Annotated in this window: 19 protein-coding genes and 1 pseudogene; 14 read left to right on the top strand and 6 right to left on the bottom strand. The window is 62.4% G+C overall.

The window, feature by feature from the left end; translation table 11 throughout:
* Positions 1 to 68: 68 nt before the first annotated feature.
* The 3 genes from UW3_RS0110980 to UW3_RS0110990 are packed head-to-tail and all read right to left on the bottom strand — an operon-like array spanning position 69 to position 1827.
* Positions 69 to 536 carry a GNAT family N-acetyltransferase gene (locus UW3_RS0110980; RefSeq protein ID WP_010222493.1) on the bottom strand — a complete coding sequence of 156 codons (468 nt, stop codon included), beginning with the start codon at positions 534 to 536 and terminating at the stop codon, positions 69 to 71.
* A gap of 23 nt (positions 537 to 559) precedes the next feature.
* Positions 560 to 1270: an NUDIX domain-containing protein gene (locus tag UW3_RS0110985; RefSeq protein ID WP_010222494.1), complete on the bottom strand. Its 711-nt coding sequence runs from the start codon at positions 1268 to 1270 to the stop codon at positions 560 to 562.
* Positions 1267 to 1827, bottom strand: a complete 561-nt coding sequence (locus UW3_RS0110990) for an adenylyltransferase/cytidyltransferase family protein (protein ID WP_010222495.1) — start codon at positions 1825 to 1827, stop codon at positions 1267 to 1269. The genes UW3_RS0110985 and UW3_RS0110990 overlap by 4 nt, the downstream gene beginning before the upstream one ends.
* Positions 1828 to 1926: 99 nt before the next feature.
* Between UW3_RS0110990 and UW3_RS0110995 the strand changes: the two genes are divergently transcribed.
* The 9 genes from UW3_RS0110995 (at position 1927) to UW3_RS0111040 (ending at position 8907) form a co-directional block, all read left to right on the top strand.
* Positions 1927 to 2571: an isochorismatase family protein gene (locus UW3_RS0110995; RefSeq protein WP_010222496.1), complete on the top strand. Its 645-nt coding sequence runs from the start codon at positions 1927 to 1929 to the stop codon at positions 2569 to 2571.
* A 2-nt stretch (positions 2572 to 2573) separates the two neighbouring features.
* A complete protein-coding gene (pncB, locus tag UW3_RS0111000) occupies positions 2574 to 3779 on the top strand; it encodes a nicotinate phosphoribosyltransferase (protein ID WP_010222497.1) in 1206 nt (401 codons plus the stop codon).
* A gap of 11 nt (positions 3780 to 3790) precedes the next feature.
* Positions 3791 to 4648, top strand: a complete 858-nt coding sequence (gene nadE, locus UW3_RS0111005) for an ammonia-dependent NAD(+) synthetase (RefSeq protein ID WP_010222498.1) — start codon at positions 3791 to 3793, stop codon at positions 4646 to 4648.
* A gap of 21 nt (positions 4649 to 4669) precedes the next feature.
* Positions 4670 to 6058 carry a hypothetical protein gene (locus tag UW3_RS0111010; protein WP_010222499.1) on the top strand — a complete coding sequence of 463 codons (1389 nt, stop codon included), beginning with the start codon at positions 4670 to 4672 and terminating at the stop codon, positions 6056 to 6058.
* Positions 6059 to 6450: 392 nt separating this feature from the next.
* Entirely contained in the window at positions 6451 to 6951 is a 501-nt protein-coding gene (locus UW3_RS0111015; protein ID WP_026001280.1) for a GNAT family N-acetyltransferase, read from the top strand.
* 80 nt (positions 6952 to 7031) lie between these two features.
* The gene (locus UW3_RS0111020) at positions 7032 to 7511 is read left to right on the top strand and encodes a hypothetical protein (protein WP_010222501.1); all 480 of its coding nucleotides are present in this window, start codon (positions 7032 to 7034) and stop codon (positions 7509 to 7511) included.
* A 194-nt stretch (positions 7512 to 7705) separates the two neighbouring features.
* The gene (locus UW3_RS0111025; RefSeq protein ID WP_010222502.1) at positions 7706 to 8191 is read left to right on the top strand and encodes a hypothetical protein; all 486 of its coding nucleotides are present in this window, start codon (positions 7706 to 7708) and stop codon (positions 8189 to 8191) included.
* Between the two features lie 7 nt (positions 8192 to 8198).
* Positions 8199 to 8447, top strand: coding sequence for a hypothetical protein (locus tag UW3_RS0111030; RefSeq protein WP_010222503.1), 249 nt, complete (start codon positions 8199 to 8201; stop codon positions 8445 to 8447).
* A 277-nt stretch (positions 8448 to 8724) separates the two neighbouring features.
* On the top strand, positions 8725 to 8907 hold the full coding sequence (locus UW3_RS0111040) for a P-loop NTPase family protein (protein WP_010222505.1): 183 nt from the start codon (positions 8725 to 8727) through the stop codon (positions 8905 to 8907).
* Here the strand turns inward: UW3_RS0111040 and UW3_RS0111045 are convergent.
* On the bottom strand, positions 8884 to 9414 hold the full coding sequence (locus UW3_RS0111045) for a cysteine hydrolase family protein (protein ID WP_010222506.1): 531 nt from the start codon (positions 9412 to 9414) through the stop codon (positions 8884 to 8886). The two genes, UW3_RS0111040 and UW3_RS0111045, sit on opposite strands and share 24 nt — an antisense overlap.
* Before the next feature lie 354 nt (positions 9415 to 9768).
* On the opposite strand from UW3_RS0111045, the gene UW3_RS0111050 reads away from it, so the two are divergent.
* From UW3_RS0111050 to UW3_RS0111060, 3 genes are all read left to right on the top strand, one after another.
* Positions 9769 to 10788: a branched-chain amino acid aminotransferase gene (locus tag UW3_RS0111050; protein WP_010222507.1), complete on the top strand. Its 1020-nt coding sequence runs from the start codon at positions 9769 to 9771 to the stop codon at positions 10786 to 10788.
* Positions 10789 to 10956: 168 nt separating this feature from the next.
* Positions 10957 to 11637 (top strand): response regulator transcription factor, encoded by a 681-nt coding sequence (locus UW3_RS0111055; protein WP_010222508.1) that lies wholly within the window; start codon positions 10957 to 10959, stop codon positions 11635 to 11637.
* On the top strand, positions 11615 to 13003 hold the full coding sequence (locus UW3_RS0111060) for a sensor histidine kinase (RefSeq protein ID WP_010222509.1): 1389 nt from the start codon (positions 11615 to 11617) through the stop codon (positions 13001 to 13003). The genes UW3_RS0111055 and UW3_RS0111060 overlap by 23 nt, the downstream gene beginning before the upstream one ends.
* A 75-nt stretch (positions 13004 to 13078) precedes the next feature.
* On the opposite strand, the gene cysS is transcribed toward UW3_RS0111060, so the two are convergent.
* On the bottom strand, positions 13079 to 14461 hold the full coding sequence (cysS, locus tag UW3_RS0111065; protein ID WP_010222510.1) for a cysteine--tRNA ligase: 1383 nt from the start codon (positions 14459 to 14461) through the stop codon (positions 13079 to 13081).
* Positions 14462 to 14470: 9 nt separating this feature from the next.
* On the bottom strand, positions 14471 to 16174 hold the full coding sequence (locus tag UW3_RS0111070; protein WP_010222511.1) for a glutamine--tRNA ligase/YqeY domain fusion protein: 1704 nt from the start codon (positions 16172 to 16174) through the stop codon (positions 14471 to 14473).
* A gap of 236 nt (positions 16175 to 16410) precedes the next feature.
* Between UW3_RS0111070 and UW3_RS0111075 the strand changes: the two genes are divergently transcribed.
* Both UW3_RS0111075 and UW3_RS29450 read left to right on the top strand, forming a co-directional pair.
* Positions 16411 to 16911 (top strand): peptidylprolyl isomerase, encoded by a 501-nt coding sequence (locus tag UW3_RS0111075; RefSeq protein ID WP_010222512.1) that lies wholly within the window; start codon positions 16411 to 16413, stop codon positions 16909 to 16911.
* Positions 16908 to 17338, top strand: a pseudogene (locus UW3_RS29450) (UDP-2,3-diacylglucosamine diphosphatase); the annotation flags it as partial. The gene UW3_RS0111075 and the pseudogene UW3_RS29450, both read left to right, overlap by 4 nt.

Here is a 17338-nt window from a genome sequence, read left to right on the forward strand (position 1 = left end):
CTGAGAACAGCGGCAAACCTGTGGGAGCTGGCCTTGCCAGCGATGGGTTGCAAGGCAACCCCGAGGGCCTACTGGCCGAGCAACTCCCGCGACATCAACCACTGCTCCTTGCCCCAGGCCTCGAACCGCTCGCGCACGCTCCAGCCGCGTTTGGCGTAGTACGCGCTCTGGTCATGGGTGTGCAGGTACAAGGTGGCCACGCCGCGCTCCCGGGCTCGCTGACAAATCCCTTCAATCAGTTTTTCCGCCAGACCCTGCCCGCGAGCCTGCGGCTCGACCAGCACACAAGCGAGCCAGGGCCCTAGCTCCGGGCGCCCGGGCAGGTCATCGCGGGCCAGCGCAGCGCCACCGAGCAAGCGTCCTTGATCGAGCGCAACCAGGCATTGCCAGTCACCGTTGCGCTGGCCCTCGGCGAACTCTCGCCGCCATGCTTCCAGCGAAATATCGGCGTACTCATAGCTGAACTGCCGATACAGCCGCTCGGCGAAGGTGTCGCAGTGCTGCATGTGGTGTTCAAGCCATTCCAGGTTCGGCATGTGCAGTCCTTTTTATGTTTTGCTCAGGTGCCCGAGCGCTCGGGCAACAGACTACGGTCAAACACGAAGGGCGTCTCGGCTTTCGGCGTGTGTTCGAACAGTTGCTGGGGCCGGCCCATTTTCGGGAAATTCTTGTCACCGGTGTCGCGAATCCAGCCCTCCTCCTTCATGCGCTCCAGGCGCTTGCGCAGGGAGGTGTTGTTGACCGGGTGACCGAGGCAGGCCTGCACGGCGTTGAGTGCATCGAGCACGGTGAAGCGCTCGGGCGCCAGGTACAGCGGCAGGTTGGTATAAACCGCCTTGGACGCCAGGCGCTCGCACGTCAGTTGCACCAGCAGGTTATGGTCGAACGGCAGCACCCGCTTGCGCCCGATGACGCTGGCGACCTCGACAAAGCACAGCTGCTCAATGCCGGCCTCGACGTCCGGGCCAAGCAAGGCCAGGTAGTAGGTGCTCATCGACCAGCCACGCGGGTCGCGAAAGGCATTGCCTTCGGTGCCCACCTGCTCCAGGTGACGCGGCAGGATCCGGGCTTTTTCGCTCATCGCCCGGTCAGCCGCCGCCGCCAGGGTGTTGTCCGGGGTGCGGCCGTTGACGATCACCCCCGGCAGCGCCCATTCACCTTCGTGGGGCGCACGCTCACGCCGGTACAACAGCACTTCCAGCTGCTTGCTCTCGGGGTTCAGGCGCAACGCGACGATGTCGACGCTGGCCAGTACTTCTGCAGCACTCACTGTGGACTCCTATACACCTCAAACTCTTCAACGATGTCGGGCAGGCACCAGGCTGCCGGCAACGCCTGGCCATTGCGCAGGCCGGCGCGGATGGCCGAGCTGTGCACGCCCAGTTGCTCCTCGGCCACCAGCAGGCCGAAGTCGTCCAGCAGTTCCTGGCCTCGATAAAAGCCAGCAACATTGGCCTGGTTATCCTCGCCGATGACCAGGGCGATATCAGCGCGGGCAATACCGCTGCGCTTGCTCAACGCGCACAGCAGGTCATAGCTGTACACCGCCCCGCCCTCGCCGCCCAGCTCACGCTCCACGGCCGAGCAACTGACCCGCTCGCTCCCGAGCCGCTCGATCAGCCGCTGCAACCAACGACAACGCAGGTCGAAGTCAACCATGCGCTTGCCATAGGCATGCCGGTAACTGGGCACCACGACCACCTGATCGGCCCACTCCAGCGCCCGGGTGATCACGCTCAGGTGGCCGGGGTGCGGTGGGTCGAAAGCACCACCGTACACGGCCAGACGAAACCGCACCGGGCCCGACTCATATATTTCACTATGCATACTATATCCACCGTGGTTGCTTCTGAAAAAGAAAAAGCGGTTGACATACATATTACACCTAGTGAATTATGTGTCCACACCCAGTGCAGGAGCCACCCCATGAAAATCGCCAGCTTCGATGTCGACGCCCAAAACGGCTTCACCGACAACGCCCCCTCCGAGTTGCCAGTCCCCGGCGGCGCCGAGATCGCCCCGGCACTCAACGCCATGGCCAAGCGCGCCAGCCTGCGCATCGGCAGCAAGGATGCCCACACGCCGAAAGCCGCCTGGGTGGTGGGTAGTCACGCCGAGATGCTGCAGCCACTGGACATGGCCAACGCCGACCTGACCTGGGTCAGCCACTGCGTGCCGGGCACCCCGGGGTTTGAACTGCTGGCCGGCCTGCCCGCGCCGATCGACTACGACTTCTTCGTCTGGAAAGGCATCGAACCCGACCTGCACCCCTACGGCGCCTGCTACCACGACCTGGCCAACCGCCGCTCCACCGGGGTCATCGAGTACCTCAAGGTGCAAGAGGTCAAAGCCGTGATTGTCGGCGGCCTGGCCCTGGATTTCTGCGTCAAGAACACCGCCCTGCAACTGCAGGCCGCAGGGTTTCAGGTGTTTCTCTACCAACCGGCATGCCGGGCGATTTCCGCCCAGGGCGCCGCAGCGGCCATGGCCGAGATGACCGGCCAGGGCGTGATCGCCTGCACCGACCTCGCCAGCCTCGACCAGCAACTGAACGCATTCAAGGGAGCATGAATATGAGCGAGAGCGTCTTCGGCCCAAGCATCATCCAGAACCTGCTGGACACCGACTTCTACAAGATCACCATGATGCAGGCGGTGCTGCACAACTACCCCAACGCCGAGGTTGAATGGGAATTTCGCTGCCGCAACAGTGAAGACCTGACCCCGTACCTGGCCGAGATCCGCTACCAGATCGAGCAACTGGCCGAGGTCTCGATCACTCAGGACCAGCTGGCTTACCTGGGGCGCATCCCTTTCATCAAGCCGGACTTCATCCGCTTCCTCAGCCTGTTCCGCTTCAACCTGCGCTACGTGCACGTTGGCGTCGATGATGCCGGGCAACTGGCGATCCGCCTGCGCGGGCCCTGGCTGCACGTGATCCTCTACGAGATCCCGCTGCTGGCGATCGTCTCCGAAGTGCGTAACCGCTACCGCTACCGTGAAGTGGTGATGGAACAAGTGGGTGAGCGCCTGTACGAAAAACTCGACTGGCTCAAGGCCGAAGCGTCGCCTGCGGAACTGGCCGGCCTGCAACTGGCTGATTTCGGTACCCGTCGGCGCTTCTCCTACCGGGTCCAGGAGCACGTGGTGCACACCCTCAAGCAGGACTTCCCGGGGCGTTTTGTCGGCACCAGCAACGTGCACCTGGCGCGCGAACTGGACATCAAGCCGATCGGCACCATGGCCCACGAGTGGTTCATGGCCCACCAGCAACTGGGCCCGCGGCTGATCGACAGCCAGGTCGCGGCACTGGAGTGCTGGGTCAAGGAATACCGCGGCCTGCTGGGTATCGCCCTGACCGACTGCATCGGCATGGATGCCTTCCTCAAGGACTGCGACCTGTACTTTGCCAAGCTGTTCGACGGCCTGCGCCACGACTCTGGTGATCCGCTGCTGTGGGCCAACAAGGCCATCGCCCACTACGAGAAACTCGGCATCGACCCGAAGAGCAAGACCCTGGTGTTCTCCGATGGCCTGAACTTCGCCAAGACCCTGCACCTGTACCGCGAGCTCAGCCCACGAATCAACGTCAGCTTCGGCATCGGCACCAACCTGACCTGCGACATTCCCGGCGTTGAGCCGATGAACATCGTGATCAAGATGACCGCCTGCAACGGCGCTCCAGTGGCGAAGATCTCCGACAGCCCAGGCAAGACCCAATGCCGTGACGAGAACTTCGTCAGCTACCTCAAGCACGTGTTCAAGGTTGAAGGCCAGTAAAGGAGAAGCACATGAACAGTCGTCAGATCGAGATTGCCAAGGCCCTGGGCGTGGTGGCGCCCTTCGCAGATAACGCGGCAGTACAGAACGAGATCAGCCAGCGCATCGATTTCATCAAGCAGACCCTGCTCGATGCGCGCTTGAAGGTGTTGGTGCTGGGCATCAGCGGCGGCGTCGACTCGTCAACCGCCGGGCGCCTGGCGCAGTTGGCGGTCGAGCAATTGCGCGCCGAACAAGCCGACGGCGGCTATCGCTTCATCGCCATGCGCCTGCCGCACAACACCCAGCATGACGAGCCCGATGCCCAGGCGGCGCTGGCCTTTGTCGGCGCCGATGAGTGCATCACGGTGAACATTGCAGACGGCGTCAACGGCCTTGCCGGGCAACTGCCGCAACTGGCCGAGCTCGCTGACGGGCAACGGGATTTCGTCCTCGGCAACGTCAAGGCGCGCCTGCGCATGCTGGCCCAGTACACCCTGGCCAACGCCCGCAATGGCCTGGTGATCGGCACCGACCATGGCGCCGAAGCGGTGATGGGCTTCTTCACCAAATTCGGCGACGGCGCCTGCGACCTGGCCCCCCTGAGCGGACTGTGCAAGGGCCAGGTGCGGGCCATTGCCGCCGCGCTGGGGGCACCTGAACACCTGGTGCACAAGGTGCCGACCGCCGACCTCGAAGAACTGCGCCCGGGCCTGGCCGACGAGCAGGTACATGGTGTCAGCTACGGGCAGATCGATGCCTTCCTGCAGGGTGAAAACGTCGATGACGCGGTCGCAGCCATCATCATCAATGCCTACGACAAGACCCGGCACAAACGCGAATTGCCCAAGGCACCGGCGGCACGATTCGATACAATGCTGCCATCCTGAATGGACTCACCGGAGACTGTTGTGCAACGCCTGATCCTCACCGCCCTGTCCGCCGCCGCCCTCGCCGGCTGCGCGACGCCCTCCAAGGAAAGCCTCGACCAGTACATCGGCACCATGCTCGCCCAGCCGCTGTCGACCTACAGCCTGTTTCGTGAAGGCGATGTGCTGAGTTTCCAGGTTAACGTACCGGCCAACAACGGCTTGACTGATCGCAGCTTCCAGCTCGAAGCCTCCTGCGCTGAGCCGAACGTGGCGATCATGTACCTGGATGCCGACCAGCGCGCGTACTTCAAGAACCCCAGCGGCTACGCCCCGCCGCAGCCGATGCCTGATCGCTTCCATGCCATCCTGATGAACAACCCAAGCTTCGCCGGGGCCTGCAAGACTCAAGCAAAGGCCGACTGGCGCAAGCTTAAAGGTGAAGATGGCGAGCCATGGGTGCTGGTCGATCGCAACAGCATCAAAAAGGTGGGCAACGACGTCAGCCTGTGGGCCGCCTTCGACCAGCCGAGCATCCTCCTCGACCTGCCGTACAACGCGCCCTACGCGCAAAAGCGTGAGCATCACCGCTTCAACTGCAGCACCGGTACCTACACCCTGCTGGCCGGCTACGATGTCGATGCCAACAACCGGGTCACCGACGGCATGGTCCCGTCACTGCCCAAGCCCGAGCCTGTGGCCGACAGCAACGCCGACTACCAGGCGCTGTTCGCCCTGGCCTGCGCCACGCAGGATAAAGTCGCGCAACTGGCGCCATTCAGCCCGCGCTTCAAGGCACCGATCGTCACGGCCGTGTTGCCGCCGGTCAGCCCATCGGTGATGGTCGCCCTCGAGCGCCTGCAACTGCCCAAGCCGGCACAGCCGCTCACGTACCTGGACGCCGTCGGCACCTCGACCATAAAAGGCAAGACCTCGCCCATGCGCGAGGAGCAGTTCCTGTCAGTTGATGCCAATAGCCAGCAATTGATGGTGATCCTGCGCGGCAAGGGCTATGAGGCGCAAAAGATCACCTGGCGCGGATTGATCCCGCTGGTGAGCAAGACCGACTTCACCGGCATGAGCGAAAGCAGTGCGCTGACCAGCCTGAGTTTCAAGGGCGACTGGAAGACCATGGCGGTGGGCAGCAAGCTCAGCTATTCACAGCAAGGTGCGACCAACAACAACGTGATCGGCCAGTACGGCAAGGACCTGAAGATCACCGAGTGCACGGTGCAACAGCAACTGCCGGCCAGCACCCTCAACGCCAGCTTGAGCGGCAGCGCCAAGGCGCTGGACTGCAGCGTGCAGGGTGACGAGGGCAAACGCGTCAATCACCTGTTCTACCTGGAAGACTACGGCTACTTCTTCAGCGCCAGCATCGACAAGAACACCTTCTACTACAATGACCTGCGCCTGCAGACGGTGAAGTGAACCCTGGGGCCGCTGACGCGGCCCATCGCCGGCAAGCCGGCTCCCACATTGGATCGGCATGCACCATTCCTTGTGGGGGCTGGCTTGCCGGCGATGGACCGCGAAGCGGTCGCAAACCAGGCGACTCAGGCAGGCTGCCCCCCCGATTTGCAGCCCCCACGCTTTGGCTGGCAAACTTCGCCATGCACGATACCCCGCTACAACCCGCTCAGCTCGGCGTCGCTGGCGTCTGCTGCATCAAGCAAGCGCATGCCGCGCAGCTGTTCGGCGTGGCGCAATCTTACGGGCGCAAGTACACCAGCAGCAGCCCACTGTCCCAGAACCTGCGCGCACTGATCGACGAAGACACCCGTCGCCTGGCTGCCAATACTGACCCACACCCCGAGAACGCCATGATCCTGCGCCCCGAAACCCCGGCCGACGCCCTGGCCATCGAACAACTGACCGCTGCAGCCTTCGAGCAGGCACCCCACTCAAGCCACACCGAACATTTCATCGTCAACGCCCTGCGCCGCGCCGAGCAATTGTCGGTGTCGCTGGTGGCTGAAGTCGCCGGGCACATCATCGGCCATGTGGCCTTGTCGCCGGTGACCCTGTCTGACGGCAGCCCCGGCTGGTATGGCCTGGGCCCGATCTCGGTGGCGCCCGAGCGCCACGGCCAGGGCATCGGCAGCCAGTTGATGCGCGCGGCGCTGCAGGCCCTGCAAGGATTGGGCGCCAACGGTTGCGTGGTGCTGGGCGATCCAGGCTACTACGCACGCTTCGGTTTCGAGGCGCACCCGCAGTTGCAGCTGCCGGGCGTACCACCCGAGTATTTCCAGGCCCTGAGCTACAGCGGCCAGTGGCCGCAGGCCCAGGTCAGCTATCACCCGGCCTTCGAAGCCACGAGTTGATCACAACCTTTACGGAATGATTTGCACCCACGGCGATCCTTGTACAAAATCGCCGCCTTTGCCTCGAAAGGATGCGTGCAATGAAGTTCGAAGGGACTTTCCAATACATGGGCCAACACGGGATCGTCTTCAACGTCTCGCAGATCACCCTCACCGACAGCGAACGCGGACGCCTGCGCGAGCTGCATTTTGGCGAAGCGAAAAGCGCCCACTACGAGGTTAACAGCAAGGTTGTCGAGGTCTACGACAAGATGCTGGCCAAGAACCTGCCGTGCGTGATGAAGATCGCAATCTCCAAGCCGCTGACCCGGCAACAGGGCGACACCCTCAACGCTCAGCGCACCACGGTCGTCAACGCCTGCGCCTCGGCCTTCACCGCCGCCACTACCAGCGTGGCCTCCTCCTTTGTAGGTGTGCCCGTGGGGGCCGCCGTGCGTACCTACGCCAATGAAATCCTGCCGACCTACCATGCCGGCGATGTGCTGGTCAGCATTGACGCCCAAGTCAATGGCGGGATCGGCCCGCAACGAACCATTTCGACCATGATCATCAAGACCTGAGTGAGACTGCTCCGCAAACGCCGTCGGTTTGAGCAGGTTGGCTGAGGTTTTGTAGGGGGCTGATCGCTAATTTGGGATCAGCCCTACTATTTTGTAGGAGTGGTACGACATACACCCAAAGTTGTTTTGGGCATCTTTCCCTGCTTGTCGATGAGGTGCGCGCGGCGCGTCTGTATTACACAGGGAAGGTTGTTGTGCAGATACAAAGAACCTATGAGTACGCCGGTCACTTCGGAATCGTTTTCCACGTCTCGCAGCTCGTCGTCCTGCCGGGTCATCGCGCCCGGCTGCGCGAGTTGCATATCAGTGAAGCGAAGGGGGCGCACTACGAGGTCAACACAATGCTCGTGGCGCTCTACGACAGAATGCAGGCCGGCAATCGTGCCTGCGAGATGAAAGTCGCTATTTCTCGAGCGCTGAGCCGTCAGCAGGCTGATAGGTTGAACAGCCAGCGACAAACTGTGAGCACTACTGTAGCCGGGGCCTTTGCCGGCTTCGCCAGCTGGCTGATCAATCCATTGATTGGAAAAGCCACAAACACCGAAGCAGGCGACTTCATTAAAAACCGCATACCCACCCACCATGCCGGAGATGTAATCGTCAGCCTTCAAGCGTCGGTCAGTGGCGGCATCGGCCCCCAACGTTCAGCTTCCTCAATGATCATCGAGAATCAAGGCTGAAAAGAACATGTCAGAGCTCAATCAATTCCTCCTCGTCCTGGCGCTTTTCATCCTGATAGACCGTCTGGTCAAGCCGTCCAGGCCACGAAAATGGCTCGGCCTGGCTTTCTTGGGTGGCGGCTTGCTTGGCAGATTGACACTGACCGAAAGCCATTGGCTTGGCTTTGACTTGCAACTCGTTTCACTCTTTGCAGTTGTCGGTGGGCTGGAGCTGTTCTTCAGACGTCATCGATTCAATCCCGACCTCTGGGCCTGAGCAGAACATACGCCATGTCTGTAATTACACAAATGTGCTACGCAATGATCCTGATATCAGCGATAGACCACTGCCTGAAACCCTACCCGATAAGAAAGTGGTTAGGGATTTCGCTTTGGGGGGCAGGTACATATGGTCTCTTCGCATTTCCTGACAAGTACTGGTACGAACTGGACATTTGGCTAGTGTCATTGCTCATCTCAGGTGCTGGCTCCAGCCTATTCTTCAGGCGTCGCAGGTTTGACCACCTGGACTGAATGGCTCTGTACCTGCGCAATTGCTGCTCGACAAGCCGAGCAACCACCTCGACCTGCCCTCCCTCGCCGCCCTGGAAGCCATGCTGCGCCAGTATCGCGGGACCTTGCTGGTAGCGTCCCACGACCAGGTGTTCATGCAGCAACTGGCGCTGGACGACTACCTGCAGTTGGGCGAAGGCTCAGAACTGCACATCCGCCGTTGATTGCAGGCGGGCAAAGGCGCCGCCCAGGGTCAGGTTGTGGTGGGCGATGATCGCCTCGGCCGACAAGCCGGGGGTGTCCATGCAGGTGTGGGCATCGCTGACCAGCACCACGTTGAAGCCCAGCTCGCGGGCAACCCGGCAGTTGGTGTCGACGCAGTACTGGGTTTTGAGGCCGACGATGACCAGCTCATCAATGGCGGCCTCGCGTAGCTGATCGGCCAGCGAGGTGGCAAAGAAGGCACTGGGGCGGGTTTTATCGAACACGATGTCGCGGGCAGGATCGACCGCCAGCGCGGGCAGCAACTGCCACGCGGGGCTGCCTGCGGCGATCGGCGACCCTTGCGGGCCGGTGTGGCGAACCGCAAAAACCGGCGCCTGGGCAGCGTGGGCAGCGCCAATCAGGGTGTTGACCTTGTTCAGTACCCGATCACCCTGCCAGGGTTGTTCGGGGCTATGGAACAAGCCCACTTGCATATCCAGGACCAGCAGTGCGCGTTTTGCTTGCATCTTCATCTCTCCGTGATTGGCCAGCCAGGACGGAGAAAAGACAAGGCCCCGTCCATTGCTGGCGGGGCCTTGGTTTACCTGCTGCCTAAGGTTAAGCAGCCGTACCCGCCCCGCGTATGGCGGTGGTAGTGGTACGCGACGAGGTCAGCAGGCAAAGCTTCATACTTCGATAATGCGCCCGGACCGAGGAACGGTCAACGCCTGTTGCAACAGGCAGCGTCAAAGATTTTCACTGCGACCATGGTCCAATCTATGACTGGGCGTTCCCGATCTGCACGGGATGTATTATCGTGGCCGAGTGCGCAATAAGAACCGCCTGCTCCAGCAGGCATCTGCAACCGAATCGAGGGTGCCATGAGTAACGAAAGCATTAACTGGGACAAGCTGGGCTTCGACTACATCAAGACCGACAAGCGCTACCTGTCCTATTTCCGTAACGGCGAATGGGACAAGGGCACCCTGACCGAAGACAACCAGCTGCACATCAGCGAAGGCTCGACCGCGCTGCATTATGGCCAGCAATGCTTCGAGGGGATGAAGGCCTACCGCTGCAAGGACGGCTCGATCAACCTGTTCCGCCCGGACCAGAACGCCCTGCGCATGCAGCGCAGCTGTGACCGCCTGCTGATGCCGCAGGTGCCGACCGAACAGTTCATCGACGCCTGCAAGCAGGTGGTCAAGGCCAACGAGCGTTTCATTCCGCCGTACGGCAAGGGCGCCCTGTACCTGCGACCGTTCGTCATCGGCGTGGGCGACAACATCGGCGTGCGTACCGCGCCGGAGTTCATCTTCTCGATCTTCGCCATCCCGGTCGGCTCGTACTTCAAGGGCGGCATGACCCCGCACAAGTTCCTGATCTCCGACTACGACCGCGCCGCGCCACAAGGCACCGGCGCTGCCAAGGTGGGCGGCAACTACGCGGCCAGCCTGCAACCGGGCTACAAGGCCAAGCAAGCCGGCTTTGCCGACTGTATCTACCTTGACCCGCTGACCCACACCAAGATCGAGGAAGTCGGCTCGGCCAACTTCTTCGGCATCACCGCCAACAACGAGTTCGTGACGCCGAAATCGGCTTCGGTACTGCCAGGCATCACCCGCCTGTCGCTGATGGAACTGGCGCAATCGCGCCTGGGCCTGAAGGTCATCGAGGGCGACGTGGAAATCAACAACCTCGCCCGCTTCGTCGAGGCTGGCGCTTGCGGTACCGCTGCGGTGATCACCCCAATCGGCGGCATCCAGTACGGCGACAAGCTGCATGTGTTCTACAGCGAAAGCGAAGTCGGCCCGGTCACCCAGAAGCTCTACAACGAGCTGACCGGCATCCAGAGCGGCGACATCGAAGGCCCGGCGGGCTGGGTTGTGAAAGTCGCCTGACCTGCAATAGGGGCCGCGCTGCGGCCCATCGCCGGCAAGGCCGGCGCCCACAGGGGTCGGTGCATGCCGGCCCATTGTGCCCCTCTCCCCTAGATGAATTTTTCTTTAACCCGGGCACCGCCTATTCTTTGGCACAATCAGGTTTCTACCCGCCGCCCAGGTAAAAGCATGCCCCGCGTACTGACTATCGAAGACGACGCTGTCACCGCCCAGGAGATCGTCGCCGAGCTTTCCAGCCATGGCCTGGAAGTGGAATGGGCCAACAACGGCCGTGAAGGCCTGGCCAAGGCCATTGCCGGCGGTTACGACCTGATCACCCTGGACCGGATGCTCCCGGAGGTCGATGGCCTGACTATCGTCACCACCCTGCGCACCCTGAAGATTGCCACGCCGATCCTGATGATCAGCGCCCTCTCGGATGTCGACGAACGGGTCCGCGGCCTGCGCGCCGGCGGTGACGACTACCTGACCAAGCCGTTCGCGTCCGATGAAATGGCCGCCCGCGTCGAGGTGTTGTTGCGGCGCAACAGCGTGCCCCTGGCACAGACCCGCCTGCAGGTCGCCGACCTTGAGCTGGACCTGATCAGCCACGAGGCCAAGCGCGGCGATCAGACCCTCAACCTGCTGCCCACCGAGTACAAGTTGCTGGAATTCCTCATGCGCCACGCCGGCCAGGTAATTACCCGGATGATGATTTTCGAGGAAGTCTGGGGCTACCACTTCGACCCGGGCACCAACCTGATCGACGTGCACATCGGACGCTTGCGCAAGAAGATCGACGCCGCTGGCCAGACACCGCTGATTCGCACCGTGCGGGGATCGGGCTATGCCATTGCCGAACCCGTCTAAGGGCTGGAGCTCGTCCACCAGCCGCCTGCTGGCGCTGTACAGCTTCCTGTTCGTGGCCTGGAGCAGCATCCTCATGGGGGTGCTGTACTTCGAGGTCTCGGGCTACCTGAACAAGCTCACCCGCCATTCCTTGCTGCAGCGCCAGCACCTGTTCGCGCACATGAGCGGCAAGCAACTCGATGACGCGCTGATTGCCAGCCAGGCGTTCGAGGAGCGCAGCTTCGATGCCTATGGGCTGTTCGATGGGCAGTTCAATCCGCTCGGCGGGCAGATCCGCCAAGTGCCGCCCGAGCTGGGCCTGGATGGCAAGATTCATGAACTGAGCCGCTGCCTGGACGCCGACGACCCGCACCTGCCCCGCGACAGCTGCGATGCGGTGGCGATCAAGGTCCGCGATGGCCGCTGGCTGCTGCTGGTGCGCGACAACGGCTCGCTGTTCGTGGTCACCCGCATCATCCTCCACGCGCTGCTCTGGGGCCTGTCGCTGACCATCATCCCCGGCATCGCCGGCTGGTACCTGCTGCGCCGCCGGCCACTCAAGCGGATCCGCGCGATCCAGGCCAGCGCCGAGCAGATCGTCGCCGGCGACCTGACCCGGCGCCTGCCGCTGTCGGCGCGGCGCGACGAACTGGACATGCTGGCGGCCATCGTCAACGCCATGCTCGACCGCATCGAGCGCCTGATGCATGAAGTCAAAGGCGTGTGTGACAACATCGCCCACGACCTGCGCACCCCACTGACCCGTCTGCGCGCCCAGCTCTACCGGATTCGCCAGCAGGCCGGCGATGATTCACCGCAGGCCGAGGCGCTGGAACAGGCCATTGGCGAAACCGATACCTTGATGGCGCGTTTTCGCGGCTTGCTGCGCATCAGTGAGCTGGAAGACCGCCAGCGCCGCGCCGGCTTCGTCGAGCTTGATCCCCATGGGCTGCTGCAGGAGCTGCATGACTTCTACCTGCCGCTGGCCGAAGACGGCGAGATTGACCTGACGCTGGACATGCCTGAACAACTACCGGCACTGCACGGTGACCGCGAGTTGCTGTTCGAGGCGCTGGCCAACCTGGTGGGCAATGCCATCAAGTTCACCCCGGTGCAGGGTCAGGTGCTGATGCGTGCACTGAGCGATGCCAAGGGTGTGCATATCGAGGTGCACGACAGCGGCCCGGGGATTCCCGAGGATGAACGCGGGGCGGTGTTGAAGCGCTTTTATCGCAGTGAAGAAGGCCAGCGTCACCCGGGGTTCGGGCTGGGCTTGTCGATCGTTGCAGCGATCGTCGACCTGCATGGCTTTGAGCTGGAGGTGGGAGGGAGTGAGCTGGGTGGGGCGAAACTGGTGTTGCACTGCAGGACGGGTGTCGTCAGTTAGGGGCTCATCGCGGGGCAAGCCCGCTCCCACAGAGGATTGCAGTCTTCTGTGGGAGCGGGCTTGCCCCGCGATTGCTTAGTCAGCCAAGCGCCAGGTCGTGCCGCCCTTGCCGTCTTCCAGCACCACGCCCATGGCGGTCAGCTGGTCGCGGATGCGGTCGGATTCGGCCCAGTTCTTGTCGGCGCGCGCTTGCAGGCGCGCCTGGATCAGGGCTTCAACCTCGGCGGCATCAACCTTGCCTTCGGCACCGGCACGCAGGAAGTCATCGGCGTCCAGTTGCAGCACACCGAGCAAGTCACCCAGCTCGCGCAGACGACCGGCCAGGCCAGCAGCGGCCTGTGGGTCGCTCTCGCGCAGGCGGTTGATCTCGCGCACCAGGTCGAACAGCACGGCGCAGGCTTCGGGGGTGCCGAAGTCGTCGTTCATCGCCACGGTGAAACGCTCGACGTACTCCTCGCCACCTTCAGCCGCCACCCGCGGCAGGCCGCGCAGGGCGTGGTAGAAGCGCTCCAGGGCACCCTTGGACTCGCGCAGGCTGTCTTCGGAGTAGTTGATCGAGCTGCGGTAGTGGCTCGACACCAGCAGGTAGCGCACCACCTCCGGGTGATACTTGTCGAGCACGTCGCGAATGGTGAAGAAGTTGTTCAAGGACTTGGACATCTTCTCGCCATTGATGCGAATCATGCCGCAATGCATCCATGAGTTGGCGTACTGCTTGCCGGTCGCGGCCTCGCTCTGGGCGATTTCGTTCTCGTGGTGCGGGAACTCCAGGTCGTTGCCACCGCCGTGGATGTCGAAGCTCTCGCCCAGGCAGCAGGTGGACATCACCGAGCACTCGATGTGCCAGCCCGGACGGCCCGGGCCCCATGGCGACTCCCAGCTCGGCTCGCCCGGCTTGACGCCCTTCCAGAGGACGAAGTCGAGCGGGTCCTGCTTGGCTTCGTCGACCTCGATGCGGGCACCGATGCGCAGGTCTTCGATCTTCTTGCGCGACAGCTTGCCGTAGCCGACGAACTTGCCGACCCGGTAGTACACGTCGCCGTTGCCCGGCGCGTAGGCATAACCCTTGTCGATCAGGGTCTGGATCATCGCGTGCATGCCGGCGATATGGTCGGTGGCACGCGGCTCCTGGTCCGGCGGCAGGATGTTCAGGCGGCGCTCGTCTTCGTGCATCGCGTCGATCATGCGGGCGGTCAGGGCGTCGAAGGATTCGCCGTTGTCGTTGGCCCGGTTGATGATCTTGTCATCGATGTCGGTGATGTTGCGCACGTAGGTCAGGTCGTAGCCGCTGTAACGCAGCCAGCGGGTCACCAGGTCAAAGGCGACCATGCTGCGCCCGTGGCCCAGGTGGCAGAAGTCGTAGACGGTCATGCCGCAGACGTACATCCGAACCTTGTTGCCTTCAAGCGGTTTGAAGACTTCCTTGGTCTTGCTGAGCGTGTTGTAGATGGTAAGCACGAGAGTTCCTTAGCTGCCCCACGAATCGCGCAGGGTCACGGTGCGGTTGAACACCGGGCGACCCGGCTGGGAGTCTTTCAGGTCGGCGCAGAAATAGCCTTCGCGCTCGAACTGGAAGCGGTCTTCTGGCTGGGCCTGGCCCAGGGAAGGTTCCGCACGACAACCGGTCAGCACCTGCAGCGAATCAGGATTGATGTTGTCAAGGAAGTTGCCGCCATCTTCGGTCTTCTCGGGGTTGGCCGAGCGGAACAGGCGATCGTACAGGCGCACTTCGCATTCGACGCTGGCAGCGGCCGGCACCCAGTGGATCACGCCCTTGACCTTGCGGCCTTCGGGGTTCTTGCCCAGGGTGTCCGGGTCATACGAGCAGCGCAGCTCGACGATGTTGCCGTCGGCATCCTTGATGGCCTCGTCGGCGCGGATCACGTAGCTGCCGCGCAGGCGCACTTCACCGGCCGGCTCCAGGCGCTTGTAGCCCTTTGGCGGCTCTTCCATGAAGTCGTCGCGATCGATGTAGATCTCGCGGGCAAATGGCAGCGCGCGCACGCCCATGTCTTCTTTCGGGTGGCGCGGCAGCTCGAGGTTCTCGACCTGGCCTTCGGGGTAGTTGGTGATGACTACTTTCAGCGGGCGCAGCACGCACATGGCGCGGGGCGCGGTGCGATCGAGGTCGTCGCGGATGCTGAATTCGAGCATCGACATGTCGACCACGCCGTCAGAGCGGTTGGTACCGATCATTTCGCAGAAATTGCGGATCGAGGCCGGGGTGTAACCGCGGCGACGGAAGCCCGACAGGGTCGACATGCGCGGGTCGTCCCAACCGTTGACATGCTGCTCGTCGACCAGTTGCTTGAGCTTGCGCTTGCTGGTGATGGTGTAGTTCAGGTTCAGGCGGCTGAACTCGTACTGGCGCGGCTTGGCCGGCACCGGCAGGTTGTCGAGGAACCATTCGTACAGCGGGCGATGGCCTTCGAACTCCAGGGTGCAGATCGAGTGGGTGATGCCTTCGATGGCGTCCGACTGACCGTGGGTGAAGTCATAGTTGGGGTAGATGCACCAGGTGTCACCGGTCTGGTGGTGGTGGGCATGACGGATGCGATAGAGGATCGGGTCGCGCAGGTTCATGTTCGGCGAGGCCATGTCGATCTTGGCCCGCAGGACGCGCTCGCCGTCCTTGAACTCGCCGGCCTTCATGCGCGCGAACAGGTCGAGGTTCTCTTCGACCGAACGCTCGCGGAACGGGCTGTTCTTGCCTGGGGTGGTCAGGTTGCCACGGTATTCCTTGGCCTGCTCCGGGGTCAGGTCGCAGACGTAGGCCTTGCCGGCCTTGATCAGCTCGACCGCCCAGGCGTGCAGCTGGTCGAAGTATTGCGAGGCGTAGCGCACCGGGCCGGTCCACTCGAAGCCCAGCCACTTGACGTCGCTCTGGATCGCATCGATGTACTCCTGGTCCTCTTTGGCCGGGTTGGTGTCATCGAAACGCAGGTGACAGGCCCCACCGAACTCCTGGGCCAGGCCGAAGTTCACACAGATCGACTTGGCATGACCGATGTGCAGGTAACCGTTGGGCTCTGGCGGAAAACGGGTGACGATGCTGCTGTGCTTGCCCGAGTCCAGGTCTGCCTGCACGATCGGACGCAGGAAGTTCGCAGGGATGGCGGGAGCGCCTTTGGCAGCGGCGTTGGGAGCGGTGTCGGCAGTGGGCTTGCTCATAGGATCCTTGAATACGGGGTGCACGGCCTGGGTAGGCCGACTGAATCAAAGCGCTTATCATAGCCGAAGCGGTCGAGCTGCCGACAGCATCGCGCCGACAAACTGGCGCGATATTCGCCGGCGAATGCAAAAAAACTGCCGCGAATCACGTATCGCGGGCTGTAGACTGTACGTCAGGTGTGTATCGCGATACTGCGCGAACAATTTCCAATGCCTTGAAAAGAGCGAATTTCAGCATGTCCAAAGTCAAACTGAGCACCAACCACGGCGACATCGTCCTGCAACTGGATGCCGAAAAAGCCCCGAAAACCGTCGAGAACTTCGTTCAATACGTGAAAGAAGGCCACTACGACAACACCGTGTTCCACCGTGTGATCAAGGGCTTCATGATTCAGGGCGGCGGTTTCGAGCCAGGCATGAGCCAGAAGAAAACCCGCGCCAGCATCCAGAACGAAGCTGACAACGGCCTGAAGAACGACAAGTACAGCATCGCCATGGCCCGTACCATGGAGCCGCATTCGGCCTCGGCGCAGTTCTTCATCAACGCCTCGAACAACGATTTCCTCAACCACAGCGGCAAGAACGTGCAGGGCTGGGGCTACGCGGTGTTCGGTAAAGTGACCGAAGGCCAGGACATCGTCGACAAGATCGAAGCCGTTGCCACCGGTTCCAAGTCCGGTCACCAGGACGTGCCGAAGGACGACGTGATCATCGAGAAAGCCGAGATCATTGAGTGATACTGCTGATCTCTGATCTGCACCTGCAAGAAGAACGCCCGGACATTACCCGGGCGTTTGTTGATCTGCTCGACGGTCGTGCGCGGCACGCCGAGGCGCTGTACATCCTCGGCGACTTCTTCGAGGCATGGATCGGCGACGACGCCATGACGCCCTTCCAGACCTCGATCTGCCAGGCCCTGCGCGCCCTGAGCGACAGCGGCACGCAGGTCTTCCTGATGCACGGCAACCGCGACTTCCTGCTCGGCCAGGCTTTTTGCAAGGCCGCGGGCTGCACATTGCTGGCGGACCCCAGCGTGGTCGAGATGGGCGGTGAGCCGGTGTTGCTGATGCACGGCGACAGCCTGTGCACCCGCGACCTGGCCTACATGAAAATGCGCCGTTACCTGCGCAACCCGCTAAGCCTGTGGATTCTCCGGCACCTGCC

Source organism: Pseudomonas donghuensis, assembly GCF_000259195.1.
Lineage (GTDB): Bacteria > Pseudomonadota > Gammaproteobacteria > Pseudomonadales > Pseudomonadaceae > Aquipseudomonas > Aquipseudomonas donghuensis.